General features: G+C 68.3%; 23 protein-coding genes. 11 read left to right on the top strand and 12 right to left on the bottom strand.

The window, feature by feature from the left end; translation table 11 throughout:
* Positions 1–28 precede the first annotated feature (28 nt).
* From ACTIE5_RS25760 to ACTIE5_RS25715, 10 genes are all read left to right on the top strand, one after another.
* Positions 29–1,360: an ABC transporter substrate-binding protein gene (locus ACTIE5_RS25760; RefSeq protein WP_439552597.1), complete on the top strand. Its 1,332-nt coding sequence runs from the start codon at positions 29–31 to the stop codon at positions 1,358–1,360.
* A gap of 9 nt (positions 1,361–1,369) precedes the next feature.
* The gene (locus tag ACTIE5_RS25755) at positions 1,370–2,284 is read left to right on the top strand and encodes a carbohydrate ABC transporter permease (RefSeq protein WP_439552596.1); all 915 of its coding nucleotides are present in this window, start codon (positions 1,370–1,372) and stop codon (positions 2,282–2,284) included.
* Positions 2,281–3,099, top strand: coding sequence for a carbohydrate ABC transporter permease (locus tag ACTIE5_RS25750; RefSeq protein WP_092962349.1), 819 nt, complete (start codon positions 2,281–2,283; stop codon positions 3,097–3,099). Before ACTIE5_RS25755 ends, ACTIE5_RS25750 begins: the two co-directional genes overlap by 4 nt.
* The gene (locus tag ACTIE5_RS25745) at positions 3,096–4,175 is read left to right on the top strand and encodes an ABC transporter ATP-binding protein (RefSeq protein ID WP_439552595.1); all 1,080 of its coding nucleotides are present in this window, start codon (positions 3,096–3,098) and stop codon (positions 4,173–4,175) included. Before ACTIE5_RS25750 ends, ACTIE5_RS25745 begins: the two co-directional genes overlap by 4 nt.
* A complete protein-coding gene (locus ACTIE5_RS25740; protein WP_439552594.1) occupies positions 4,175–5,074 on the top strand; it encodes a dihydrodipicolinate synthase family protein in 900 nt (299 codons plus the stop codon). The genes ACTIE5_RS25745 and ACTIE5_RS25740 overlap by 1 nt, the downstream gene beginning before the upstream one ends.
* Before the next feature lies 1 nt (position 5,075).
* Complete coding sequence (locus tag ACTIE5_RS25735; protein ID WP_439552593.1) at positions 5,076–5,858, top strand: SDR family oxidoreductase; 783 nt, start codon at positions 5,076–5,078, stop codon at positions 5,856–5,858.
* Positions 5,859–5,860: 2 nt separating this feature from the next.
* Positions 5,861–6,586, top strand: a complete 726-nt coding sequence (locus ACTIE5_RS25730; protein ID WP_439552592.1) for an SDR family NAD(P)-dependent oxidoreductase — start codon at positions 5,861–5,863, stop codon at positions 6,584–6,586.
* Between the two features lie 11 nt (positions 6,587–6,597).
* Positions 6,598–7,434 carry a sugar phosphate isomerase/epimerase family protein gene (locus ACTIE5_RS25725; RefSeq protein ID WP_439552591.1) on the top strand — a complete coding sequence of 279 codons (837 nt, stop codon included), beginning with the start codon at positions 6,598–6,600 and terminating at the stop codon, positions 7,432–7,434.
* A 108-nt stretch (positions 7,435–7,542) separates the two neighbouring features.
* Positions 7,543–8,235: an isochorismatase family protein gene (locus tag ACTIE5_RS25720; protein ID WP_439552590.1), complete on the top strand. Its 693-nt coding sequence runs from the start codon at positions 7,543–7,545 to the stop codon at positions 8,233–8,235.
* Complete coding sequence (locus ACTIE5_RS25715; protein WP_439552589.1) at positions 8,232–9,620, top strand: dihydroorotase; 1,389 nt, start codon at positions 8,232–8,234, stop codon at positions 9,618–9,620. Before ACTIE5_RS25720 ends, ACTIE5_RS25715 begins: the two co-directional genes overlap by 4 nt.
* Here ACTIE5_RS25715 and ACTIE5_RS25710 read toward each other — a convergent pair.
* On the bottom strand, positions 9,612–10,490 hold the full coding sequence (locus ACTIE5_RS25710) for an amidohydrolase family protein (protein WP_439552588.1): 879 nt from the start codon (positions 10,488–10,490) through the stop codon (positions 9,612–9,614). The genes ACTIE5_RS25715 and ACTIE5_RS25710 overlap by 9 nt on opposite strands.
* Positions 10,491–10,642: 152 nt before the next feature.
* Here ACTIE5_RS25710 and ACTIE5_RS25705 point away from each other — a divergent pair, with 152 nt between their 5' ends.
* Positions 10,643–11,338 (top strand): GntR family transcriptional regulator, encoded by a 696-nt coding sequence (locus ACTIE5_RS25705; protein ID WP_439552587.1) that lies wholly within the window; start codon positions 10,643–10,645, stop codon positions 11,336–11,338.
* Here ACTIE5_RS25705 and ACTIE5_RS25700 read toward each other — a convergent pair whose 3' ends face one another.
* From ACTIE5_RS25700 to ACTIE5_RS25650, 11 genes are read right to left on the bottom strand one after another with little or no spacing between them, the layout of a single operon-like run.
* Entirely contained in the window at positions 11,339–12,166 is an 828-nt protein-coding gene (locus ACTIE5_RS25700; RefSeq protein WP_439552586.1) for an alpha/beta fold hydrolase, read from the bottom strand. It abuts the gene before it with no gap.
* On the bottom strand, positions 12,163–13,134 hold the full coding sequence (locus ACTIE5_RS25695) for a Bug family tripartite tricarboxylate transporter substrate binding protein (protein ID WP_439552585.1): 972 nt from the start codon (positions 13,132–13,134) through the stop codon (positions 12,163–12,165). The genes ACTIE5_RS25700 and ACTIE5_RS25695 overlap by 4 nt, the downstream gene beginning before the upstream one ends.
* Entirely contained in the window at positions 13,131–14,585 is a 1,455-nt protein-coding gene (locus tag ACTIE5_RS25690) for a class I adenylate-forming enzyme family protein (RefSeq protein WP_439552584.1), read from the bottom strand. The genes ACTIE5_RS25695 and ACTIE5_RS25690 overlap by 4 nt, the downstream gene beginning before the upstream one ends.
* Positions 14,585–16,243, bottom strand: coding sequence for an alpha/beta hydrolase (locus ACTIE5_RS25685; protein WP_439552583.1), 1,659 nt, complete (start codon positions 16,241–16,243; stop codon positions 14,585–14,587). The genes ACTIE5_RS25690 and ACTIE5_RS25685 overlap by 1 nt, the downstream gene beginning before the upstream one ends.
* On the bottom strand, positions 16,240–17,763 hold the full coding sequence (locus ACTIE5_RS25680; protein WP_439552582.1) for an FAD-binding oxidoreductase: 1,524 nt from the start codon (positions 17,761–17,763) through the stop codon (positions 16,240–16,242). Before ACTIE5_RS25680 ends, ACTIE5_RS25685 begins: the two co-directional genes overlap by 4 nt.
* Positions 17,760–18,659 carry an amidohydrolase family protein gene (locus ACTIE5_RS25675; RefSeq protein ID WP_092962363.1) on the bottom strand — a complete coding sequence of 300 codons (900 nt, stop codon included), beginning with the start codon at positions 18,657–18,659 and terminating at the stop codon, positions 17,760–17,762. Before ACTIE5_RS25675 ends, ACTIE5_RS25680 begins: the two co-directional genes overlap by 4 nt.
* Positions 18,656–19,624 carry an ABC transporter ATP-binding protein gene (locus ACTIE5_RS25670; RefSeq protein WP_439552581.1) on the bottom strand — a complete coding sequence of 323 codons (969 nt, stop codon included), beginning with the start codon at positions 19,622–19,624 and terminating at the stop codon, positions 18,656–18,658. Before ACTIE5_RS25670 ends, ACTIE5_RS25675 begins: the two co-directional genes overlap by 4 nt.
* Positions 19,621–20,598, bottom strand: a complete 978-nt coding sequence (locus tag ACTIE5_RS25665) for an ABC transporter ATP-binding protein (protein ID WP_439552580.1) — start codon at positions 20,596–20,598, stop codon at positions 19,621–19,623. The genes ACTIE5_RS25670 and ACTIE5_RS25665 overlap by 4 nt, the downstream gene beginning before the upstream one ends.
* Positions 20,595–21,455, bottom strand: a complete 861-nt coding sequence (locus ACTIE5_RS25660) for an ABC transporter permease (RefSeq protein WP_439552579.1) — start codon at positions 21,453–21,455, stop codon at positions 20,595–20,597. Before ACTIE5_RS25660 ends, ACTIE5_RS25665 begins: the two co-directional genes overlap by 4 nt.
* Positions 21,452–22,477 (bottom strand): ABC transporter permease, encoded by a 1,026-nt coding sequence (locus ACTIE5_RS25655; RefSeq protein WP_439552578.1) that lies wholly within the window; start codon positions 22,475–22,477, stop codon positions 21,452–21,454. Before ACTIE5_RS25655 ends, ACTIE5_RS25660 begins: the two co-directional genes overlap by 4 nt.
* Positions 22,474–24,048 (bottom strand): ABC transporter substrate-binding protein, encoded by a 1,575-nt coding sequence (locus ACTIE5_RS25650; protein ID WP_439552577.1) that lies wholly within the window; start codon positions 24,046–24,048, stop codon positions 22,474–22,476. Before ACTIE5_RS25650 ends, ACTIE5_RS25655 begins: the two co-directional genes overlap by 4 nt.
* Between the last annotated feature and the right edge of the window lie 58 nt (positions 24,049–24,106).

Raw genomic sequence — 24,106 nt, 5'->3', positions numbered from 1 at the left:
ACGGAAGCAGGGAAGGAAGGGAAGAGACATGACCGAGACCACCCGCAGCGGCCTCTCTCGCCGCAGCCTGGGCACCGCGCTGGGCGCGGGCGCCGTGGCACTGGCAGCACCTGGCGGCGCGAGGGCGCAGACGCCGACGACGCTTCGCTGGTGGTCGCCGCAGACGGCGCCGGCGCAGCGCGAGGCCTACAATTTCCAGATCCGCACCTTCGAGGAAGCGAATCCGGGCGTGCGCGTGGTGTTCGAGGCCACGTCCGACGAAGGCTACCCCGCGCAGATGGCGGCCGCCTTCGCCTCCGGCCAGGTGCCGTCCGTGGTGACGCATCTGCCGCATTTCGCGGTCGCGACCTACTGGCAGAACGGCCTGCTGGAGCCCTTCAACGACGTGATCAACATGATCGGCACGTCGAATTTCTATGATGGTGCGAACCGCATCTATGAAATCACGCCCGGCCAGTTCGCCGGCACCGGCATCGGCAATTCCGCCGCCAACATGATGTGGCTGCGCCGCGACCTGATGCAGCGCGCCAACATCGCGGAAGCGCCCCGCACCTGGGACCAGCTGCGCGATGCCTGCCGCCGCATGCAGGGTGGCGGCGTGTTCGGCGCGCCGCTTCCCTACGCCCGCAATTCGATGACGAGCCTGATCTTCATCTGCTTCGTCCATGGTGCTGGCGGCAACATCTTCTCCCCCGACCTGCAGGTGACGGTGGACAGCGACGCCTTCCGCAACGCGCTCGAATTCTACAAGTCGATGCGGGAGCTCTGCCCGCCGGGTGCGACCAACTATTCCTGGGGCGAAAGCCTGACCGCCTTCGTGGCGGGCGCGACCGCGACCGGCATCTACACCGGCCGCGTGCTGGCGAATGTCGCGGCGCAGAACCCGCGGATCGCGGACAGCGTGACCTGCGCGCGCTACCCGACGATCTCGACCAATGTCGCGCCCTGGACCTTCAATGACTTCCCCAGCGTGATGATCCCGAAGGTGGCGCCGAACATGGCGCTGGCGAAGCGCTTCGCGGCGCATCTGTTCCGCGCCGATGGCTACATCCGCCAGTTGCATGCGGCGCCGGGCCATGTGCTGCCGGTGCTGAAGACCATCAGCGCCATGCCGCAATACCAGGAGAATGCGCTGATCCAGAAGTACCGCGCCGAAGTCGACCTGATGAGCGAGAGCGCGGCGGCGGGCCACAACCTCGGCTGGGAATCGACGCGGCACCGGCCGAACACTGCGGCGGGGCGCATCATCGCGAGCCACGTGCTGGCCGAGGCCGTGCAGCGCTACGTCATCAACAACGAACCGATGGCGGCGGTCGTCTCCACCACGGCGCAGCGCCTTGAAGCGCTGATGCGCGGCTGACGCATCGGCATGGGGTCCGGGGCTGGCGGGCCGGCGAGGGGCAATCCCCTCGACCGGCGGGACGCGATGCTGGGGGTGATGCTGATCGCCCCCTGCGTGCTGATCTTCTGCGCCGTCATCGTCTATCCGCTGGTCTCGGCCATCTATCTGAGCCTGTTCAACATCTTCACGCCGACGCTCAAGGGCAATTTCGTCGGCTTCCAGAACTACGCCGACCTCTTCGCCGGCGAGGAATTCTGGCGGTCGCTGTTCAACACGCTGGTCTGGACCGTGTGCACGCTGTTCCTGCAGGTGGTGCTGGGCGTGGCGGCGGCGTTGATGCTGCACCAGGCGATCGTCTTCCGCGCGCTGGCGCGCAGCCTGATCCTGTTTCCCTATTTCGTCTCGACCGTCGTGGCCGTGCTGGTGTGGCGCTGGCTGTTCAATGACCTCTACGGCATCCTGAACCACCTGATGATGTGGTCGGGCCTGTTGCAGATGCCGCTGGATTGGCTGGGATCGATGCCCAACGCCATGATCAGCATCGTGCTGGTCGGCGCGTGGAAGTACTTCCCCTTCGTCGTCATCGCGATCCTGGCGCGGCTCCAGACCATTCCCGACCAACTTTACGAGGCCGCGACCATCGATGGCGCCGGCGCCTGGGCGCGCTTCACGGATGTGACACTGCCGCAGTTGAAGGACGTGCTGATGGTGGTGGTGCTGCTGCGCGCCATCTGGGACTTCAAGGAATTCGACCTGATCTACCTGATGACGGGCGGCGGGCCGTTGATCTCCACCCAGACGCTGCCGCTGATGGTCTACAAGGAAGCCTTCGGGCTGGATGCGATGGGCCGCGCCACGGCGGTTGCCGTCGCGATGATGGCGGTGATGCTGGTCTTCATGGTGCTGTACCTCCGCCGCATGGGGAAGGAGGAAGCGCGATGAAGCGTATCGCCTTCAACCTGATGGCCTGGACCATCGTGCTGGTCACGGCCTTCCCGCTCATCTGGATGGTCATCACCTCGGTCAAGCCGCAATTCGAGCTGTTCCGCATTCCACCGACCTTCTGGCCGGAGGAAATCACCTTCGAACACTATCGCCGCCTGTTGTGGGAGACGCCGTTCCTGCTGTTCATGCGGAACTCGCTGATCCTGTCCTTCTCCACCACGGTGCTGGTGGTGGGCGTCGCGACGCTGGGGGCGCACAGCCTGGTGCGGTTCCGCTATCCGGGGCGGGAGAGGCTGGCGCAGCTGGTGCTCTTCACCTACCTGCTGCCCTCCGTCGTGCTGATCCTGCCGCTGTACCTGATGATGGTGTGGCTCGGCGTGGCGAATTCGCTGCTGAGCCTGGTGATCGCCTATACCAGCTTCGCCCTGCCCTATGCGCTGTGGCTGCTGCGCAGCTTCATGCAGGGGATTCCGGATGATCTCGAATCCGCCGCGCTGGTCGATGGCGCGACGCGGATGGAGGCCTTCTTCGACGTGATCCTGCCGCAGGCGCTGCCGGGCATCATCTCGACCTCGCTGTTCACCTTCATCCTGTCCTGGAACGAATATCTCTACGCGCTGGTGCTTGTGAACACGGACAGTGCGCGGCCGCTGACGACGGGCGTGATGAGCATGCTCGTATCCTCCTTCAACATCGAATGGTCGCTGCTGATGGCGGCCTCCGTCATGATGAGTGTCCCCTTGATCATCATCTTCGCCGTCCTGCAGAAATACCTGACCCGCGGCTTCGGTGCCGGTGGGGTGAAGGGATGAGCGCGGCGGAGGTCACCTTCACCCGCGTCCGCAAGGCCTTCGGCGATGCCGTGGCGGTGAAGGGGCTGGACCTGTCGATCAGGCCGGGCGAGTTCGTCTCGTTGCTCGGGCCCTCGGGTTGCGGCAAGACGACGACACTGCGGATGCTGGCGGGACTGGAATTTCCCACGAGCGGCGAGATCTCCATCGGCGGGCGCGTGGTCAACGATGTCGCGCCGGGCAAGCGGGACATCGCCATGGTGTTCCAGTCCTACGCGCTGTATCCGCACATGACGGTGGGCGAGAACATTGCCTATCCCCTGAAGAAGCAGGGCATGGCGAAGGCGGAACGTGCCGCGCAGGTCGCGCGAATCGCCGCCATGCTGAAGCTTGAGGCGCTGCTGGACCGCAAGCCGCGCCAGCTTTCGGGCGGCCAGCAGCAGCGGGTGGCGCTGGGGCGCGCGCTGGTGCGCAGCCCCAAGGTCTTCCTGCTGGATGAACCGCTGTCGAACCTCGACGCCAAGCTGCGCGCGCATATGCGGGCGGAACTGATCGAGCTGCATCGCACGCTGGGCCGAACCTTCGTCTACGTCACGCATGACCAGCTGGAAGCGATGACGATGTCGGATCGCATCGCGGTGATGGAGGGTGGCGAGCTGCGGCAATTCGCGCCGCCGCGGGAGGTCTATGACCGGCCGGCGAACCTGTTCGTCGCGGGCTTCATCGGCACCCCGCCGATGAACACGCTGCCCGGCACCTTCGCTGACGGCATCTTCAGCCATCCCGCCATCACCGCGCGCTTCGCCGTCACGGGCGCGCCGGCGAAGGTGGTGCTGGGCGTGAGGCCGGAGGATGTGGTGATCGGCCCGGGCCCCTATCGCGCAACGGTGCGGGTGGTGGAGCCGACGGGGCATGAGACCATCGTCATGCTGGATGCCGGCGGCTCGCCACTGACCGCGCGGGCACCGGCGGAGGCCACCCTGAACCCTGGCGAAAGCGTGTCCTTCGCGCTACGCGCCGAACGCGTGCATCTGTTCGATGCCACAAGCGAGGCGCGCCTGGATGCGCGCGCCATGTCCGTTGAGGAGAGTGTCTGATGAACCGCGATGACGTCGCCTGGTCGGGCCCCATGCCGGCGCTGACGACGCCCTTCGATGCGGCGGGGCGCGTGGACAATGCGGGCTTCCGCGCCAATGTCACGCGCATGCTGGATGCCGGCGCCACCGGCATCGTCGCCTGCGGCTGCACCGGCGAATTCTGGGCGCTGGCGATGGAGGAACGGAAGGCGCTGTATGCCGAGGCCGTGGCCGCCACGGCGGGCCGCGGGACCGTCATCGTCGGCACGGGCTGCGTGGGCGAAGCCGATACCATCGCGCTCGCGAAGCATGCGAAGCAGGTCGGCGCCGATGCGGTGCTGGTGCTGCCGCCCTATTTCGTGAAGCTGACGGATGACGAGATCTTCGCCCATTACAAGGCGGTCTCTGACGCGATCGACCTGCCGATGGTGGTCTACAACATCCCCGGCAATGCGGTGAACGCGATCTCCCCGGCGCTGGCGGATCGCCTGGCCGATCTGGAGAAGGTCGTCGCCATCAAGGAATCCTCCGGCGACTGGAACAACTTCTACAGCACCATGCTGGCGGTGAAGGACCGGCTTCGGGTGTTCTGCGGCCCCTCCTCCGTCTTCGGCGTGCCGGCCGTGGCGCTGGGTGCCGATGGCACGGTCGATTGCTTCCCGAATGTCTGGACCGGCTGCCTCGACCTCTACTACGCCGCGCGCGACGGGCGCAGCGATGCCGCTGAGTTGCAGGAAACGGGGCGCAAGCTCACGGACCTCTTCACCAGCGGTGGCCGCACCCTCTACCCCGCCACCAAGGCGGCGATGGACATGATGGGCTTCGCCGGGGGCGGCACGCCGCGGCCGCCGCTGCGCGCGCTGGCTGGCGCACCGCTCGAAGGCCTGCGCACAGGTCTCAAGGATATGGGGCTGCTCTGACATGGATCTCGGCATCAGGGGGCGGCACGCGATCGTCTGCGGTGGCAGCAGGGGATTGGGCGAGGCCTGCGCGCGGTCATTGGCGCAGGAGGGTGCGAACGTCACCATCGTCGCGCGGGGCCAGGAAGCGCTGGATGAGGCAGCGGAAGCGCTGCGACGCGATACGGGCGTCACCGTGCAGACGGTGGCGGTGGATGTGAACACGCCGGAAGGTCGGGACGCGATCCTGGCCGCCTGCCCGGCGCCGGATATCCTGGTCTGCAATCCCGGCGTCCGCCAGGTGCCCGGCGATTTCCGGGCCTGGGAGCGCGACGAATGGTTGCGCTGGTGGGACGTGCATTTCTACTCCTCGATGGAGTTGATCCGCCGCGTCACGCCCGGCATGTGCGATCGCAAGTTCGGCCGCGTGGTCAGCATCTCCGTCAGCTTCATCAAGTTCCCCCAGGTGGGCTTCGCGCATTCGCATGCCGCGCGCGTCGCGCTGTCCGGCGCCATCGGCTCGATCGCGCGGGAATTGCTGCCGCACAACGTCACCGTGAACACGGTGTGCCCGGGGCTGTTCGACACGGATGCGCTGCGCACCAACCTGCACGGCCATGCCGCGCGGCGCGGGACGACCTATGAAGCCATGGTCGAGGACCGCATCAATGGCTGCCCAGCGGGCCGCTTCGCGCATCCCTCGGAATGCGGCGACCTGGTCGCCTATCTCTGCAGCGCACAGGCGGGGTTCATGTCAGCGCAGAACATCGTCAATGATGGCGGCGTCTATCAGGGCCTGTTCTGACCATGCGTGACGCGGAACTGATCCCCGCCACGGGCCGCGTCATCGCCATCTCCGGGGCCTCGCGCGGCCTCGGCGCCGCCATCGCGCACAAGCTGCATGGGGAGGGCTATACGCTGGCCCTCGGCGTGCGCGATCCCGCTGCGGCGCGTGCGCGGCTCGGCTTCACGGAACGCGCAAGTTTTCACGCCTATGACGCGATGAAGCCCGCGACGGCGGAGGCGTGGATCGAGGCCGCGGCCGCGACGCATGGGCGCCTCGATGGCCTCATCAACAATGCCGGTATCCTGCGCCGCGTGACCTGGGACGAGGGCGGCGAGGAAGAGCTCGACGAGCTCTGGACCGTCAATGTCAAGTCGCCCTTCCGTGCGACGAAGCGCGCGCTGCCGCATCTGCGCGCGGCGGGGCATGGGCGGGTGGTGAACATCGCCTCCACCGATGGCAAGCGCATCCGCGATGCCTCAGTCTCCATCGGCTATGCCATGAGCAAGCACGCGCTGGTGGCGCTCAGCCAGGCGACGAAGCTGGCGGGGTGGGAGGAAGGCGTGCGCGTCACGGCGCTGTGTCCCGGCGCCATCGATACGGAATTGCTGGCCGGCCTGCCTGGGATTTCCGCGAATCGCCTGTCACCGGCCACGATCGCGGAGATCGTCTCGCTGCTGCTGCGGCTGCCGGATACCGCGACCATCGCCGAACTCATCGTCAACACCCGATCCGAACACAGCCTCTAGAGGAGCCCAGCATGGCCGATCTTCGCGTTGCCACCTCGACCTTCCCGTTCCTCTATTCGCATGATGGCCTCGGCGCACTGAAGCACCTGCACGCGCAGGGCTATCGCGCCTTCGAGATGATGATCTTCCCGCCGCATTGCTGGCCCTCCGAACTCACGCCCGCGAAGCGGCGCGAATACAAGTCCTGGCTCGACGACAGCGGTTCCGCCATCACGTCCTTCTGCTATCCGCTGCTCGACAATAACCCGAACAGCGTCTGCGCGAAGATGCGGCGCTACACGCTGGACCGGTACCGGGAAGCCATCGACCTCGCGGCCGATTGGGGCTGCCCCTATGTCTGCGCGATCCCCGGTCCCGTGAACTCCCTGATCGATCCGCCCGTGCCCTGGATGCGGGCCTGGTTCATCGAGGGCATGCGCGAACTCGTGGATTTCGCGAAGGGTTCCGGCGTCGAGATCATCCTGGAGAATGTCCCCTTCACCTTCCTGCCCAAGGCCGCCGACATGCTGGCGGTGGCGGAGGAGATCGGGCCGGAAGTCGGGATCAACTTCGACGTCTGCAACAGCGCCTACATCAAGGAAGACGTCCCCGCCGCGATCCGGCTGCTCGGCAAGCGGATCAAGAACGTCCACATCTCCGACAGCGGCTATGCCGTGTTCAAGCATGAACGGCTCGGCACCGGGATCGTGGAACCGGCTGCGGCAGCGGCGGCGCTGAAGGAGATCGGCTACCAGGGGCTGACGGTGCTGGAGATCATCACCGATGCGTTGACACCAGGCGCCGATCCGGATGGCGATATCCGCGTGAGCCACGACATCCTGGCGAAATCGGGCTGGGCGGCGCGCTGAGACGGGGCGGCGCTTCGGCGCCCCCCTACCCCCGGGACTTGGATACATCTTGTGTGTCTGCAACCGATGATCTAGCGTTCGTGGCGAGGAACAACCGGACTGAGTCGCATGAAGCCCTGGGATGGAATCATCTCCGAGGAAGAACAACGTGCCTATGGCGCCGCCGGATTCGGGCGGCGCTCGGGCCTCGGGCGGCGGCCCGCGCTGCTGATCATCGATGTGCAGTATCGCACCGTCGGCACGAAGCCCATGCCGTTCTGGGACGCGATCAAGGAATACCCCACGAGTTGCGGCGAGGTCGGCTGGGCCGCCGTCGCGCGCATCCAGGCACTGCTGGCGCTGTTCCGGGAGAAGGGGTGGCCCGTCCTCTACCCCCATGTCTCGCCCAAGGAGAGCTTCGACACGGGGCGCCTGGCGGCCAAGGTGCCGGCGCTGATGACGGTGCCGCGGGACAGCTACGACTTCGTCGCGGAAGTCGCGCCGCGTGACGGCGACATCCTGCTGCCGAAGAAGCATCCCAGCGCCTTCTTCGGCACCCCGCTGGCCAGCTACCTGGTCGACCTCGGCGTCGATACGCTGGTGGTGACGGGCTGCACGACGAGCGGCTGCGTGCGCGGCTCCGTCGTCGACGCCTTCGCCTATAACTGGCGCGTCGTCGTCCCGCAGGACGCGGTCTATGACCGCAGCGCGACATCCCACGCGGTCAACCTGTTCGACATGGCCGCGAAATATGCGGATGTGATGACGACGGAGGAAGCGGTCGCCGCACTCGGCCAGCTGGCGCCGCGGGACGAAGCATGATGCGCTACGATCTGCTTCTGCGCGGCGGCAGCGCCGTGCTGCCGGGCCTTGGCCCCACCACCTGCGAGATCGCGGTCAAGGATGGGCGCATCGCCGCCATCCTCGCGCGTGGCGCTGCGGCGGAAGCGGCGGAGGAGTGGAACGTCTCCGGTCTCGTCGTGATGCCGGGCGCCATCGACGTGCATCTGCATCTCGGCCATGGCAAGGACATCAGCCGCCCGCGCGTGCCGGGCGATGCGGCGCAGGAAAGCGCGGCGGCGGCCGCCGGCGGCATCACCTGCTTCATCCCCTACCTCATGGCCACCGATCCCTTCGAGGATTTCTGGGACGAGGTGATTGCGGTGACGGAGGCCGGATCGCGCATCGATTTCGGCTACCACCCCATCATCTCGACCGAGGCGCAGCTCGCGGGCATCAAGCGCTATGTCGAGGAGTTCGGCGCGCCCAGCTTCAAGATCTTCATGAACAACCGCGGCGGTGAGGGCAAGCGCCTCGGCCTGCCGGATATCGATGACGGCTTCCTGCTGCGGCTGTGCGAGACCGTGGCCGCGCATGGCGGCATGGTCTGCCCGCATCCCGAGACGATCGAGCTCGCCTGGGTGCGCCGCAAGCAGATCATGGCGCAGGACCCCGAGGGCCAGGGTGGGCTCGCGAGTTGGAACGCATCCCGCCCCCCCTTCGTGGAGGCCGATGCCGTGCAGCGCGCGGCGCTGGTGGCGCAGGAGGCGGGCGCGCCGCTCTATATCGTGCACACCTCCTCCGCCGAGGCGCTGGAGGCGGCGAAGCGCGGGCGGGCGATGGGCGGCAAGGTCTGGGTGGAAACCTGCCCGCACTACCTCACGCATGACGTGACGTGGGAGGGCGGCGTGATCGGCAAGATCAACCCGCCGCTGCGCGAGGAAGCGGACCGGGAGGCGCTGTGGCACGGGCTGTTCGATGGCAGCATCGACACCGTGGCCACCGACCATGTGCATCGCGACCTCTCGGGCAAGGAGGGCGGCATCTGGGCTGCCTCGCCAGGCTGCCCGGGGATGGAGACGATGCTGCCCGTGCTGCTGAGCGAGGGGCACATGAAGCGTGGGCTGAGCCTGGCGCGGATCGTCGAACTCGTCGCCACCAATCCGGCGAAGGCGATGGGCCTGCATCGCAAGGGTGCGATCGCGCCCGGCATGGACGCGGATTTCGCGATCGTCGATCCCGGCCGGCGCTGGACCGTGACGCGGGAGGGCGTGCTCTCCTCCGCCGGCTATTCGATCTATGAGGGCCAGGTGCTGACCGGCAAGGTGGTGCACACGGTCGTGCGCGGCCGTGCCGTCATGCGCGATGGCGCGCTGGACGACACGGCCGTGGGCAGCGGGCGCTACGTGCCGCGCTCGCTACTCTGAGAGGGGCAGCTTCAGCCCGTAGAGCCTGATCGCGTTGTCGCGGAGCACCTTGCGCTTCGCGACCTCGCGCAGGCCCAGCGCCTCGAACTCCACGCGCGCGCGCTCCAGATCGATCACCGGATAGTCGGTGCCGAAGATCACCTTGTCCTGGCCGAAGCTGTTCATGTAGCGCACGAACTTCTCGTCCCAGTGCTTCGGCGCATAGGCATCCGTGCCGATATAGACATTGGGATGCTTGTAGGCGACGGCGATCATCTCCTCCGTCCACGGCCAGCCGATATGGATGCCGACGAGCTTCAGCTCGGGGAAATCGCACGCGATGGTGTCGAGCGTGATGGGGCGGCCGACGCTCTTCAGCGGGCGCTCCTCCGAGTAGCGGAGGCAATGGCCGATCTGCATCTGGATCGGGATGTCGAGCTCGCAGCATTTCGCATAGATCGGGTAGTAGCGCGCATGGTCGGGCGCCATCTCGAACCAATGGGGATAGAGATGCGCCCCGATGAAGCCGAGTTCCTTCACCGCGTATTCGAGTTCCCTGAGGCCCCGCATGCCTTCCGTGGGATCGACGCCGGCCAGCGCGCTGAAGCGCGTGGGGTAGCGGCGCACCATCTCCGCCACCTTCTCATACGGCACGCGGCGATTGATGGTGTTGAGCGCGCTGCCGGCCTTGATGGCGAGGAGGAAGCAATGCTCCACGCCGGCGCGGTCCATCTTCTCGATGAAGGCTTCCGGCGTCAGGCCCTTGATGCGGGATTCCTCGGCACCGATCTTGCCGCGGATGAAGCTCTCCTGCCATCCCTTCCGCTCCAGCTCCGGATCGGCGAATTCGTAGTTGGTGACGGCATCGATGGCGGCGATGGAATAGGCCATGAGGGGTCCCTTCGTGGCGTGGGTTCTGGGATGGTATTGGGATACAAGCGCGCCGAACAAGGGCGCGGCGGCACCCCTTCGGCGATTTGCAGGCGATCATTATCTGGCATACATGTTGGCCTGCTATCTCGGGCAAGGCAGACGGATTCAGCATGACACGGGGCAAGGGCGCTGGCGGAGAGGCTCCGCGCAGCCTTCGCGAACAGGCCTATGACGCCATCAAGCAGGGCATCCTGGACAGCCGCTACGCCCCCGGCGCGCTGCTGAGCGAGAACCAGCTTGCCGATGAACTCGCCATCAGCCGCACCCCGATCCGGGAGGCGCTGCGGGAGCTGGCCGGCGGCGGCCTGGTACGCATCCTGCCCCAGCGTGGCATCATAGTCTCCGAACTCTCCGTGCAGGACATCGTGGAGGTCTATCAGCTGCGGGAGCAGCTGGAGGGCTTCGCCGTGCGCGTGGCGGCGGAACGCATGGGCCCCGCGGATGCGGACGCACTGCGGGCGGATCACCGGGAAGCGGTGTCCCACATGCAGGCGGGGCGGCTGCGCGCGGCCTATGATTTCTCCGTCCTCATGCACAGCCGGATCATCGGCCTGGCCGGCAATTCGCGCCTGTCGCAATTCATGGGCCAGCTCGGCGACCAGGTGCACCGCTTCGGCCTGCTGACCCTGCGGCATGGGCGCGTGGAGCGTGCGCTGCTGGAACACGGGCACATCATCGATGCGCTGGTCTCCGGCAGGGCGGAGGAGGCGGAGCAATTGATGCGCCTGCACCTTCGCGCGGATCGCGACGTGGCGCTGCGCGTCGTGCTGCCCGCCGGCGTGATGCAGCCCGAAGCGGCGACCTGATCAGGCGCGGTCGTAGAAAGCCTGGAAGGCGGCGACCGTTTCCGCGAAGGCAGCCGGCTTGCCGATACCGTTGGTGACCAGCGGCTCCGCCTGCGGCATCAGCGCGCGCACGCGGTCGAAATACTCGAACAGCATGTCGCTGCGCGCGCAGGCCAGCAGCGTCGGCACCCCCATCAGCCTGAGGCGCGGTTCCTTGTCGTAGCCGATCGCGGCGTTGTAGCTGAGGTGATAGGTACGGGCGGATTTCAGCACCTCCACCACCTTGTCGTGCAACTCCTCTGCCGATGGCAGGCCGAGCGGCCGGCGATGCGCGGCATCGCGCCGGTACCAGGGCCAGAACAGGTAGGCGTCGCGCACGAAGTTCCAGATCCAGGACAGCTGCGATCCGTTCTGGTCCAGCGTCACGCCAGGCGCGTAATGCACCAGCATGTCCGCACGTTCCTCCGGCGCGTAGAGCGAGACGCCGTCCAGCACCAGGCGCCGCACGCGATGCGGCGCGGCGATCGCGATCTCGCAGGCGATGTTGGCGCCGGTATGGCTGCCATAGAGGTCGAAGCGGTCCAGCCCCAGCGCATCCAGCGCGCGCAGATGCGCATCGGCGAAATAGGCGATGGTGGTGTCCTTCGTGCCGGGCACGCAGGAATCGCCATTGCCAAGCGTGTCACAGGCGATCACGCGGCGGTGCTGGCCGAAGGCGCCGATCAGCGGTTCCAGCAGCTTCGCCGATCCCGGCGAGGCATGCATCATCACCAGCGGAACGCCACCCGTTCCCGCGGTGCGGAAATGCACCTGGCCCTCGGCGATCTCGGTGAAGCCGCGGCGGATCATTCGGCGCGCAGCCCCGTGGCGCGCTGCAGTTCCTGCATGCGCTGGAGGTCGGCCGCGATCTTCTGGGCGAATTGCGCGGGGCTCGTGCCCTCGATCTCCAGCCCTGCCTCGATGAGGCGCGCGCTGACATCGGGGGCGCGGACAGCGGCCACGAATTCCGTGTGCAGGCGGTCGATGATGGGCTGAGGCGTGCCGGCCGGCATGTGGACGCCGTACCAGGAATTCATCTCCAGGCCCGGATAGGTTTCCGCCAGGGCCGGCACGTTGGGCAGGCGGCTGCTGCGGCCGAGCGTGGTGACGGCCAGCGGGCGCAGCATGCCCGACTGGATATGGCCCATCACCGCGCCGATGTTCCAGAAGCCCATGTCGATGCGGCCGGCGAGCATGTCCGTGATGGGCTGCGTGGAACCCGTGTAGGGCACGTGCAGAAGGTTGATGCCGGCGGCGCGCATGAACATCTCGCCCGCGAGATGCGTGGTGCTGGCGGGGCCGATGGAGCCGAAGTTCAGGCCGGGATTGGACGCCCGCGCGACATTCACGAGTTCGGCGACCGTGTTCGCCGCGATGCCGGGCCGCACGACGAAGACGAGGCCGGAGGAGACGAGTTGCGTGACCGGGATGAAGTCCCGGATGGGGTCATAGGGCACGCTGCGGAAGGCCGGCGTGATGGCGTTGGGACCGGCCTGGGAGAAGAGCACGGTGTAGCCATCCGGCGCCGCGCGCGCGACGGAGGCGACGGCCAGCGTGCCGCCCGCGCCCGGGCGCGTTTCCAGCACCACGGGCTGGCCGAGGGCCGCGGCCACCTTCTCGATGATCGGGCGTCCGATCAGGTCCGCGGGACCGCCGGGCGGCCAGGGGCTGATGAAGCGGATGGGGCGGTTCGGCCAGGCGCCCTGCGCCAAAGCGGGGGCGGCCAGGCCGGCGATGCCGGCACCCAGCAGCAGGCGACGCGGGATGCGTGGGGTCATGATCGGGCTCCGGGGTTCAGCAGCTTCAGCAATTCGGCCTTCACCACCTTGCCGCCGGCGTTGCGCGGCAATTCGGCCAGGCGATGGATGATCGTCGGCATCTTGTAGGGCGCAAGGTTCGCGCGGCAGTGGGCGCGCAGCGCGTCATCGGTCACGCCCGCATCGGCGACGATGAAGGCGGCGACTTCCTCCCCCATCTCACGCGATGGCGCGCCGGTGACGGCGGCGTCGCCGATGCCGGGGATCTCACGCAGCACACGCTCGATGTCCTGCGGGTAGATGTTCACGCCGCCACGGATGATCATGTCCTTCGCGCGGCCGTGCAGATAGAGAAACCCCTCGGCATCGAGGCGCGCCAGGTCGCCGGGATAGAACCAGCCATCGCGGAAGGCGTCGCCATCCTCCGCGCGCCAGTAGCCGCGGGCGGAGGCGGGGCTGCGGTAGCGCAGGCGGCCGATCGTGCCGGGGGGTTGCGGCGCGTGGTGTTCGTCCACGATCTCGACCTCCACCCGGAAGCCGGGGCGGCCGACGCTGTCGGGGTGCCGCTCGCAATCCGTGGGCGTCAGGATGGAAACGCCACCGCCCTCGGTCGAGGAATAGAATTCGAAGAGGTTGGGCGTGAGTTGCGTGCGGATGGCGATGCGTTCGTCCGGATGCAGGGCGGAGCCGGAGGAGATGAGGACGCGCAGGCCGGGGAAGGCCAGCGGCGCCGGCTTCTCCTCCAGCAGGCGGCGGATCATGGTCGGCACGAGGAACAGCACCGTGCCGCCGATCTCCGCCAGATGCGCCGACAGCGCGCCCACCTTCGTGCGCGGCGAGAGGACGGAGATGGTGGCGCCGGCGAAGAGCATCGCCAGGTTGAAGGCGCGGCCACCGCCGAAATAGAGCGGCGTGACGGAGACATAAACGTCCTGCGCGTTCAGCCCCATGTTCAGCCAATAGACCATGAAGCGCGCCTCGAACTGGCGATGCGTCGCGCGCGGGCCCTTGGGCAGGCCGGTGGTGCCGGAGGACAGCGACAGCACCAATGGGCTGTCATCGCTGATGGCGGCGTCGTGCCAGGGCGTGTCGGAGGGCGTGATCCAGCCGGGCGTCACACCATGCCACTTCGCCACGGGCAGCGCGGCGTCATCGTCTTCCAGCAGCACGATCTCCGGCTGGAAGGCGGTGGCGAAGCGGCGCTTCTCCTCCGTCTGCCAGCGGCAATCCATAGGCAGGATCACGGCGCCGATTCGCGCCAGCGCGATCATCGCGATGACGTGCTCCGCATGGTCGGCCAGGCCGAGGCCCACCAGCATCTCCCGCCGTACGCCCATCGCGTGCAGCGCGTGGCAGGCCCCATCGATCAGCCGGTCGAGCGTCGCGTAGTCGATGCGGCGGTCGCCATCGATGATGGCGGTCTTGTCCGGCCGCGTGCGCCGATGCAGGCGGAAGACGGCGTCGAAGGGCATCAGTCGCGCATTGCCGCGCGGATGGCGGCGACGCGGTCGGCCAGCGTATCGCCATGCCGGTGGATGGCGGCATCGGGGCGCATCGCGGCGGCGGCCGGCAGGCATTGCGCGAAGAGGTCGGATTCAGCCGAGAGCAGCGCGACGCGATGTGGCAGCGCGGCCAGGCGTTCCAGCAGCGGCCAGGCGATGGCGGCGCGCCAGGCGGGGGCGAAGCTGCGCGGGTTCTTGGCCTGCTCGCGGATCTCCACCTGCAGCCGCTCCGGCTCCAGCCGCGGTTCCGCCTTCCGCGCATTCACCAGGCGCCGGTCCCACCACGGGAACCACAGCCCCATGTCGCGGCGCATGTGCCACATCTTCAGCAGATGCGATCCATCCCAGCTTGGCGTCACATCCGGCGCCCAGCGATCCGCCCATTCCGCGCGCAGCCGCGCGGGCAGCGCGATGGGCGCGTCGAGCAGCACGGACAGCGCACGATCGGGCCGCGCGGCCGCGGCGGCGACAACGGTGGCGGCGCCGCTGTTGTGGCCCAGCAGATGCGCCTGCGTGACGCCCAGCGCATCGCAGACCTGCCAGAGCGTCGTCGCCCAGGCTTCCGGCGATTGCGCCGTGCCGGCATCGCTTTCGCCATGGCCCAGCGGATCGAAGCTGATCGCGGGGATGTCGAGGGCGCGGAGCAAATCCTCATACAGCGCCGAGGATCCCGGCACATGCGGCGCGATCACCAGCGGGGGCGCGGCGTGGATGTCGCCCATCACGCGCACCAGCACCTGGTCGTCGCCGATGGTCAGGTAGTTCGTCGTGCTGCGGCCCGCGATCGGCGTCGCCATCGGGGGCGCGGGTGGTTCGCCGCGGGAGGGGTGGCGCAGCAGGATCTGGCGTTCCACCGCAGCGGCGGCGAGGGGATCGCGCGGCATCTCCTCCTGCCACGCCTCGGCGGGATATTGCGCCATGGTGCGGTGCTGGCTGTCGCCAGGGCGGTTGCCGAAGCAGACGGGCACGCGGAGTTCGGGCAGGATTTCCAGCCCCCGATGCCGGAAGGCGGCGCTGTAGCCGATGCGGTAGCCATCCCCGGCTTCCAGCAGTTCCAGCACGCCGCGATGGTTGAATTCCGTGTCGGGCGCGTCGGTATCGGCGCGGAAGGCCAGCGTCTGGTTGTGCCAGGGCCAGAACACATGCTGGTCGCGGTAGCGGTACCAGAGCCAGACCAGGTGGCTGCCGTCCCAGGACGGCACGATGGGCAGCAGGTATTTCGTCAGCCTCTCCTGCGCCGCCTTCACGGAGAAGACGGGAAAGCCATCGGTCAGCGCCATGGAACAGCGATCGGGATGGCGCCGCGCGTATTCCACGGCGATGGAGGCGCCGGTGTGGCGGCCATAGGTGGCGGCCTGCTCCACGCCCATCACGCTCAAGGCCTCGGCGAGGCCATCGGCGAAATCCTCGATCTCCGGCTGGTCGAGCGGCAGCAGGTCGGAAAGGCCGAAGCCGGGCGTGTCGAAGGCGAAGGCGGTGAACGATCCCGCGAAGACCTCCTGCGGTTCGCGCAGCACCTTGGCGGAACAGGGAGAGGCGTGCAGCAGGCACACCGCGGGGCCGCGGCCCGCACGCGTGTAGTGGACACGCCGGTTGCCGACGCTGACGAAATGCTTCGTGACCTTCATGGCCTGTCGCCCCCCTGCAGCGCACCCGGATTCATGCGGCCCTCCGGATCGAGCATCGCCTTCACCTGGCGCAGCAGTGCCGCGCCGTCCGGCAGCATCCGGTCCGCCAGCGCGTAGTAGCGGCCGATCTGCGCATGCACCGCGCCATGCGCATCCATCACGGCGCCCAGCGCCTTGCGCGCATCGCGGATCACGTCGCGCGCGGCTGTATTGGCCGGGAAGGCGCCGAAGCGGGCGCGGTTCTTCTCCGTCAGGTGCTTCATGTGCAGCGGGTCCAGCGCATCGCGCCAGTAGAACATCGGCTCGATCGTCACATAGGCGCCGAGCGAGGAGATGATGTGGCTGACGCTGATGCCGTGTTCGGCCAGCGGCAGCGTCGCCAGGCGGGTTTCCAGGGCGTGCAGGCAGGCCCGGGCGGTGCCGAGGGGCAGCATGCCGTGCACGGGCACCCAGCGCTCTCCCTCCGGCCCCACGAAGCCGCGGATGGAATAGGGGCGGGCGCGCAGCGCGCGGGGGATGGCGGCCTCCGTCTCCCGCCCGCCGGCGGCCTGGGCGATGGCGCGCGCGGCGGCGATGCCGGCCTCGGCGGCGGGGGAAGACACGCCCTCGGCGGTCAGGTGCAGGGTCCAGGCGGGGTCGGCAAGCTTCGCGCGCGCCAGGCCCGCGACATCGCGCATGGCCTGCATGACGGAACCCGCCCGGGCGGCGACGGCGGCGGCGGTTCGCAGCGCCTCCCCGGCCTCCACCTTCGTGGCCGATTTGCCGCGCACGGGGTCCATGGCCAGCGCGCGCGCGACGAGGCCCTTCTGCGCGATCGCGACCAGCGCGCCCATCATCGCGCCGCCATCCTCGAAGGCGAAGGAGGCGAAGGCGGCCTCGCGTTCCGGCGCCAGGCGCAGCGCGACTTCCGTCTTCACGCCGAAGGCACCGCAATCGCCCAGGAACAGGCCCGTAAGGTCCGGCCCCATATTCCGCCAGAAACGCGGCTCGTCACGCATCGCCAGCGCGCCGGTGCGCGCCACGCTGCCATCGGCCAGCACGACGGACAGGCCGATGATGCCGTCCATGCTGCCCGGCAAATTCTGCGCGGCGACGCCGCCGACCGTGCTGGCCGCACCGGAGATGGGCGAGGCCTGGGCGGAGCGCAGGCCGTGCGGCGCCAGTGCCTCCGCCAAGGCCTGCCAGGTGGTGCCTGCGCCGACGATGGCGGTGAGGTTGGCGGCATCGATGCTGATGGCATCGAGGCGCGTTGTATCCACCACCACGGCGGGCACTGTCGGAACGACGCCGGCGGTGTAGGAAAGCCCAGCGCCGCGCGGCACCACCGGCGCGCCATGCTGCGCGACGAGGCGCAGCGCGGCGGCACATTCCGCCGTGCTGCCCGGCCGGATCACCAGCAGCGCGGGCGCGGCGCCGGGCCATTCGAACAGGTCGGCCGCGGCCAGCGCGCGGGCGGCCTCGTCGGTCGCGACATGCGCCTCGCCCAGCAGGCCGCGCAGCGCTGTCGCGAGGTCGCTCATGCCGGCTTGTCGGTCAGCTTGAAGATGTTGATCGCGTTGTTGCGCAGGATCTTCTTCAGCGGGTCGGGACGGAAGTTGAGGTCGTGCATCTCGTTCATCGCACGCTCCGGGTCGATCACCGCCCAATCCGTGCCGAACAGGAATTTGTCCTGGCCATAGGTGTTGGCGTAGTGCACGGCCTGCTGCGGCCAGTGCTTCGGCGCATAGGCATCGCCGGCCATGTAGACATTCGGATGCTTGGTGCAGCAGGAGATCATCTCATCCGTCCAGGGATAGCCCAGATGGATGCCGATGATCGTCAATTCGGGGAAATGGATCGCGACCTTGTCGAGCGTCATCGGCCGGCCGACGGTCGGCAGGCGGCGGTCCTGTTGGTAGACCAGGCAATGGCCGACCTGCATCATGATCGGCACTTCGAGTTCCGCACAGCGGGCGTAGTAGGGGTAGTAGATCGCGCTGTCCGGCGCCTCCCCGAACCAATGCGGATAAAGGTGCCCGCCGACGAAGCCGTATTCCTTGATGGCGACGTCGAGTTCCTTGAGGCCCTTGATGCCGCGCGTGGGATCGATGCCGGCCAGGCCGCTGAAGCGGTCCGGATACTTCGCGCAGATGTCGCGCACCCATTCATAGGGGATCTCGATGGAGCCCTTCACGCGCAGGTCGCCGCAGCGCACCGCGATCAGGAAGGAACGCTCGATCCCCGCGGCATCCATCTTGCGGAGATAGTCCTCGATGGACACGCCGCGGCGATCCTCCGCCTTGGTGCGGACCTGTTCGCGGAAGCGGCCATCGGTGGGGATGCGGCCTTCGGCGAAGGCTTCGGGGGTGAAGACATTCACCACGATGTCGATGGCGCCATAGCCCGTGCGGGTGGCGGCGGGGTTGAAGACGGTCATGCGCGTTCCTCGACAGGATCAAGAATATTGGTGCCATCGGCGATGCGGAGGCAGGAAGCCGAATGCCCCCCATCCAGGATCACCGGGGATGGCGGGGCGCTCGTGCAGGCGGGCAGCACCAGCGGGCAGCGGCCGGCGAAGAAGCAGCCGGGTGGCAGGTTGATGGGCGAGGGTATCTCCCCCACCACCTCATGCCGCCGCAGTTTCACGGCGGGGTCGGGCGGCAGATGCGCGGAGAGCAGCGTCTGCGTGTAGGGATGCGCGGGCGTGTCGAACAACCGCCCCGCCGGCCCCTGTTCCGCGATGCGGCCGAGATAGAGCACGATGACGCGGTGGGAGACGAGGCGCACGGTTTCCAGATCGTGGCTGATGAACAGCATCGCGATCCCCGTCTCCCGCTGCAACTCATCCAGCAATTGAAGGATGCCGGCGCGGACGGAGAGGTCGAGCGAGGAGGTCGGTTCATCCAGCACCACCAGCTTCGGGCGGTTGGCGATGGCGCGGGCGATGGAGACGCGCTGCAGCTGCCCGCCCGACAATTCATGCGGGTAGCGCTGCAGGGACGCCACGGGCAGGCGCACGCGGTCCGCCAGGCGGCGTGCCTCCGCGATGCGCGCGGCGCCATCCAGCGTGGTGTGCAGCGCCAGCGGTTCCTCGAGCAGGCGGCCGATGGTCATGCGGGGGTTCAGCGATCCCCAGGGGTCCTGGAAGACGATCTGCAACCGCGCCCGCAGCGGCCGCAGCGCGGTGGGCGACAGGCGGGTGATGTCCTCGCCCTCGAACATGATCGTGCCGCCGGTGGGCGCGAGCAGCCGCGTCACCAGCAATCCGATGGTCGATTTGCCGGAGCCGGATTCACCGACCAGGCCCAGCGTCTCCCCCGCCGCGATGGAGAAGGAGACGCCATTGACCGCATTCACCCCCCCGGGGAAGCGGTGCACGAGGTTCTGTACATCGAGGATCATGCGGCCCGCTCCGCGTAGTGGCAGGCGGCGCCGTGCGAATCATCCAGCGCCACGCGCGGCGGGGGCGCCAGGCAGGCGGTGGTCGCGCGCGGGCAGCGGTCCCGATAGAGGCAGCCGGCTGGGAGGTCATACAGGTCGGGCGGCGTGCCGCCGGTGACAGTGTAGCCGATCTGCGCGATGCGGCCCGGCGTGCTGGCAATCAGCGCCTGGGTGTAGGGATGGGCAGGGCGCGCGAAGACCTCCGCGACGGGTCCATCCTCCACGATGCGGCCGGCGAACATCACCGCCACGCGCTGGCAGTAATGCGCCACCACGCCAAGGTCATGCGTGATGACGAGGGCGCCGAGGTTCCGCGCCAGCACCAGGTCCCGCAGCGTGTCCAGCACCTGCGCCTGCACCGTGACGTCGAGGCCCGTGGTGGGTTCATCCGCGATCACCAGCGCGGGTTCGTTCACCAGCGCCATCGCGATCAGCACGCGCTGCGCCATGCCGCCGGAGAGTTCATGCGGCCATGCCTGCATCCGGCGCTTGGGATCGGGGATGCGCACGGCGGCGAGCATCGCCTCCGCCCTCTCCCGCGCCGCCGCACCGCTCGCGGTGCCGTGCACCCGTTGCATCCGTACCAGCTGGTCGCCGACACGCTTCAGGGGATCGAGCGAGGTCAGCGGCGACTGCACCACCATCGCCATCCGCCTCCCCCGGATTTTCTCCAATTGGCGGTCGGACATGGCGAGGATATCGCCGCCTTCGAAGCGGATGCCGCCCTGCGGGATGCGGGCGGGCGGGCGCAGCAGGCCCATGGCGGCGAGCGCTGTGAGCGACTTGCCGGCACCGGTTTCCCCGACCAGGCCCACGATCTCACCCGCATCGACGGTGAAGGACACGCCGTTGAGCGCGCGCGCGACACGCACGCGGTTGTCGAGACCGCGCGCGGCGAACTCCACATGCAGATCCTGGACGTCGAGCAGCCTCATTTGCCCGTGGCCCGGCGCTTGGGGTCGAGAAGGTCGGACAGGCCATCGCCCGCCAGGTTCAGGCCGAGCACCATCGCGATCAGCGCGAGGCCCGGGAACAGCGCGACCCACCATTCGCCGGAGATCACGTATTCCGCGCCCTGGCGGATCATCGCGCCCCATTCCGGCGCGGGCGCCTGGACGCCGATGCCGATGAAGGCGAGCGTCGCCGAAATCCGCACCGCCCAGGCCATGCGCAGCGGCAGCTGCGCGGTGGCGCCGAGGATGGCGTTGGGTAGGATATGCACCAGCAGCACGCGCCATTCCGGATTGCCCGCGGCGACGGCGGCGCGGACGAAGGTGGCGTTGCGCAGCGCCAGCACCTCCGCCCGCACGATGCGGGCGAAGATCGGGCTGTCGAGGAAGCCCACCACCAGGATCACGTTGAGGAACCCCTGGCCCGTGGCGGCGACGATGGCGAGTGCGAGGATGATGGTGGGGAAGGCGCGCAGCACGTCCAGCACGCGCAGCAGCACCTCATCTACCCATCCCCCGCGCCAGCCCGCGATGAGGCCGAGCGGGATGCCGACCACCGCCATGATGGCGCCGGCGGGCAGCGCGATGCCGAAGGCGTAGCGCGCGCCATGGATGACGCGGGACAGCACATCCATCCCGTTGCCATCGGTTCCCAACAGGAAGGCGCCGGTGCCGGGCGGCTTCAGCGTATCATAGGGGTGCGACAGGGTCGGCGGCAGGGGCGCGAGGATGTCGGCGAAGGCGGCGAGGAAGGCGAAGACCAGGATGATGCCGAAGCCCACCGCGAAGGTCGGGCTGCGGCGCGCGGTGCCGATGACGCGGTCGAGCGTGGTGGTGCTCATGCCCGCGCCCGCGGCTCCAGCAGCATCACCGTCAAATCCACCAGGGCGAAGATGATGACGGAGGCGATGGCGAGGGTGAGCACATAGCCCTGCACCGCCGCGAAATCGCCGAGCAGGATGGCGTTCAGCCCCCAATGGCCGAGCCCGCCCCAGGAGAAGACGAATTCGATCAGGCTGGCCGCGGCCAGCAGCGAGGTGAATTCGGAACCGACGAAGGTGATGACGGGCACCAGCGCGGCGCGCAGCGCGATGCGGCGGATGACGCGGCGAGGGAAGCCGCAGGCGCGGGCGTAGCGGATATAGTCGCTGCCCATCACCTCGATCGCGATGGCGCGGGTGTGCTTGACGATCGGCGCGGTGGCGACGATGGCGAAGCAGCCCACGGGCAGCACGAGTTGCGAGGCGGCGGACCAGGCGGCCTCTCCATTCCCGGCCAGGATGCTGTCGATCAGCACCGATCCCGTCACCACGGGCGGCGGCGTCACCATCATGGAGACGCGGCCCATCGGCGCCGGCGCCCAGCCCAGCAGGTAGAAGAAGATGAAGATTGCCATCAGGCCGAGCCAATAGGTCGGCAGCGAGAAGCCGAACAGCGATCCGAAGCGCGACGCCTGGTCGAACCACCCGTTCGGGCGTTCGGCGGCATGCAGGCCGAGCGGCACGCCGACCAGCGCACCGATGCCGACGGCCAGCGTCACCAGTTCCAGCGTGGCGGGCAGCAGGGTCGCAATCTCATGCGTCACCTTCGCATTGCCCTGCCAGGACATGCCCAGATCGCCCTGCACCAGGCGGCCGAGATAGGCCCAGAACTGCGTCAGCAGCGGCTGGTCCAGCATGAGTTCGGCGCGGATGCGCGCCAGCATCGGCGCATCCGCCATCGGCCCCGCCAGCATCGCCACCGGATCCTGGTCTCCGATGCGGACCAGCATGAAGGTGAGGAACAGGATGCCGAGCAGGACCGGCACCGCGACCAGCAGGCGCCGCAGCAGGAAGCGCCCGATGGTCGGCAAAGCCAGGCTCACCGGCGGCAGGCCAGGTCCTTCCAGACCAGGCGATTATGCGGACGCCACATGAAGCCTTCCATGCAGGTGGCGAAGACCTCATGCGTGCCGGGGAGGAAGGTCTCGACGAAGGTGGCGCTTTCAGCCTGGCTGCGCTGCGCGCGCGCGACGATGTCGAGCCACTTCGCGTCATCACGCTCGCTGACCGAGGCATCGATCAGCCCGTCCAGCTCCGCATTGTTGTTGCCGTTCACGTTGGAGCCGCCGCGGGAATGGGCGGTGAGGAACATGTTGTAGGAGGGATCGGGCACGAAGGATGACGTCAGGTGCGTCATGAAGGGCAGCGTCCAGACATTGACGGCGCGGCGCGCGGTGATTTCCGTCGCCGGGATGCGGCGCGGCGTCACGCGGATGCCGGCGCGGGCCAGGCTGGCCTGCATCTGCAAGGCGAGAGGCTCCTCCCACCACCAGTTGGTGCTGTATTCCAGCGTGATGTCGAGGCCGTTGGGATGCCCCGCTTCCGCCAGCAGGGCGCGGGCGCGGTCGTAATCGGTCTCATAAGTATAGGCATCGATGGCGCCGGGGATGGGCGGGTTCAGCATGGAACGGCTGCGGGTGCCGAGGCCGAGGAACACCGCCTCCCCGATCGCGCGGTAGTCGGTGGCGTAGGCCACGGCCTGGCGGACGCGCACATCGGTGAAGGGCGCGATGCGCGGGTTCATGCGGACGGTGGCGCTGCCCGGCGCGGCCACGCTTTCGACGCGCACGTTGCGATCGCGGCGGAGATCCGCGATCTGCTGCAGGGGAAGCTGTTCGGCGTATTGCACCTGGCCGGTGCGGACCAGCGCCACGCGCGTCGCCGGCGACGGCACTTCCCGCCACACGATGCGGCTGTAGAAGGGGCGTTCGAACTGGTAGCCGCGGTTCAGGACGAAGACCGCCTGCTGGCCGGCCGTCACGCTTTCCACGTGATAGGGGCCGAAGCCCGCGGTGTTGGAACCGAGCCAGCGCGCGGCGAAGGGGTCTTCCGGCGTCGCATGGCGCTTCGCCTCCGTGCTGTCGAACAGCGCCGGGATGTGCAGCGTCAGCACGCTGAGGAAGATGCGGTTCGCTTCCTTCAGGCGGAAGCGGACCTCGAAGCGGGAGATCTCCTCCACACTCTCGATCAGCGCGACGTTGCGGATGAAGAGGCCCGTGCGGCGCTGGGCGTTCGACTTCTCGAAGGTCCAGACCACGTCGGCGGCGGTGAGTTCATTGCCGAAGGGGCTGCGCATGCCGGGGCGGATGCGGAAGACGTATTCCTTGCCGTCCTCCGACACCGTCCAGGATTCCGCGAGATGCGGCTCCACCCGGCCGGGATCGACCTCCGTCCGGCCATTCGCGCCGGGGCGCGTGGCGAAGCGGGTCAGGCCTTCATAGACATTGACCGAGGCCTCGATCTGGCCGGGCACCCAGATATCCGGGTCGAAGCCGCGGGGGGTGGAGACCATCGCCATGACCATGGTGCGGTCCTGCGCCGCCACGGGCGGCGCGATGCCGATCAGCGCAGCGAGCGCGGCGGTGGCGACCAGCAGGCGGCGGGGACTTGGCATGGGTGTTCTCGCCCGTCTCGGTTGTTCGGACAACGCTAACGTCCAGCTTGCATCCCAG

Source organism: Falsiroseomonas sp. (genome assembly GCF_051859025.1).
In the GTDB taxonomy this organism is placed as follows: domain Bacteria; phylum Pseudomonadota; class Alphaproteobacteria; order Acetobacterales; family Acetobacteraceae; genus Falsiroseomonas.
The sequence above is the reverse complement of the archived record's forward strand: the minus strand, read 5'-3'. Positions and strand labels throughout refer to the sequence as shown.

Excerpts from the sequence above, each read along its gene's own strand:
- ACTIE5_RS25760 (WP_439552597.1), top strand. The coding sequence starts at position 29 with ATGACCGAGACCACCCGCAGCGGCCTCTCTCGCCGCAGCCTGGGCACC.
- ACTIE5_RS25710 (WP_439552588.1), bottom strand. The coding sequence starts at position 10,490 with ATGGCCTATTCCATCGCCGCCATCGATGCCGTCACCAACTACGAATTC.
- ACTIE5_RS25735 (WP_439552593.1), top strand. The coding sequence starts at position 5,076 with ATGGATCTCGGCATCAGGGGGCGGCACGCGATCGTCTGCGGTGGCAGC.
- ACTIE5_RS25700 (WP_439552586.1), bottom strand. The coding sequence starts at position 12,166 with ATGATCCGCCGCGGCTTCACCGAGATCGCCGAGGGCCAGGTGCATTTC.
- ACTIE5_RS25675 (WP_092962363.1), bottom strand. The coding sequence starts at position 18,659 with ATGACCGTCTTCAACCCCGCCGCCACCCGCACGGGCTATGGCGCCATC.
- ACTIE5_RS25755 (WP_439552596.1), top strand. The coding sequence starts at position 1,370 with ATGGGGTCCGGGGCTGGCGGGCCGGCGAGGGGCAATCCCCTCGACCGG.
- ACTIE5_RS25730 (WP_439552592.1), top strand. The coding sequence starts at position 5,861 with ATGCGTGACGCGGAACTGATCCCCGCCACGGGCCGCGTCATCGCCATC.
- ACTIE5_RS25720 (WP_439552590.1), top strand. The coding sequence starts at position 7,543 with ATGAAGCCCTGGGATGGAATCATCTCCGAGGAAGAACAACGTGCCTAT.
- ACTIE5_RS25705 (WP_439552587.1), top strand. The coding sequence starts at position 10,643 with ATGACACGGGGCAAGGGCGCTGGCGGAGAGGCTCCGCGCAGCCTTCGC.
- ACTIE5_RS25745 (WP_439552595.1), top strand. The coding sequence starts at position 3,096 with ATGAGCGCGGCGGAGGTCACCTTCACCCGCGTCCGCAAGGCCTTCGGC.
- ACTIE5_RS25680 (WP_439552582.1), bottom strand. The coding sequence starts at position 17,763 with ATGAGCGACCTCGCGACAGCGCTGCGCGGCCTGCTGGGCGAGGCGCAT.
- ACTIE5_RS25690 (WP_439552584.1), bottom strand. The coding sequence starts at position 14,585 with ATGCCCTTCGACGCCGTCTTCCGCCTGCATCGGCGCACGCGGCCGGAC.
- ACTIE5_RS25650 (WP_439552577.1), bottom strand. The coding sequence starts at position 24,048 with ATGCCAAGTCCCCGCCGCCTGCTGGTCGCCACCGCCGCGCTCGCTGCG.
- ACTIE5_RS25725 (WP_439552591.1), top strand. The coding sequence starts at position 6,598 with ATGGCCGATCTTCGCGTTGCCACCTCGACCTTCCCGTTCCTCTATTCG.
- ACTIE5_RS25695 (WP_439552585.1), bottom strand. The coding sequence starts at position 13,134 with ATGACCCCACGCATCCCGCGTCGCCTGCTGCTGGGTGCCGGCATCGCC.
- ACTIE5_RS25750 (WP_092962349.1), top strand. The coding sequence starts at position 2,281 with ATGAAGCGTATCGCCTTCAACCTGATGGCCTGGACCATCGTGCTGGTC.
- ACTIE5_RS25665 (WP_439552580.1), bottom strand. The coding sequence starts at position 20,598 with ATGAGGCTGCTCGACGTCCAGGATCTGCATGTGGAGTTCGCCGCGCGC.
- ACTIE5_RS25670 (WP_439552581.1), bottom strand. The coding sequence starts at position 19,624 with ATGATCCTCGATGTACAGAACCTCGTGCACCGCTTCCCCGGGGGGGTG.
- ACTIE5_RS25740 (WP_439552594.1), top strand. The coding sequence starts at position 4,175 with ATGAACCGCGATGACGTCGCCTGGTCGGGCCCCATGCCGGCGCTGACG.
- ACTIE5_RS25715 (WP_439552589.1), top strand. The coding sequence starts at position 8,232 with ATGATGCGCTACGATCTGCTTCTGCGCGGCGGCAGCGCCGTGCTGCCG.
- ACTIE5_RS25660 (WP_439552579.1), bottom strand. The coding sequence starts at position 21,455 with ATGAGCACCACCACGCTCGACCGCGTCATCGGCACCGCGCGCCGCAGC.
- ACTIE5_RS25685 (WP_439552583.1), bottom strand. The coding sequence starts at position 16,243 with ATGAAGGTCACGAAGCATTTCGTCAGCGTCGGCAACCGGCGTGTCCAC.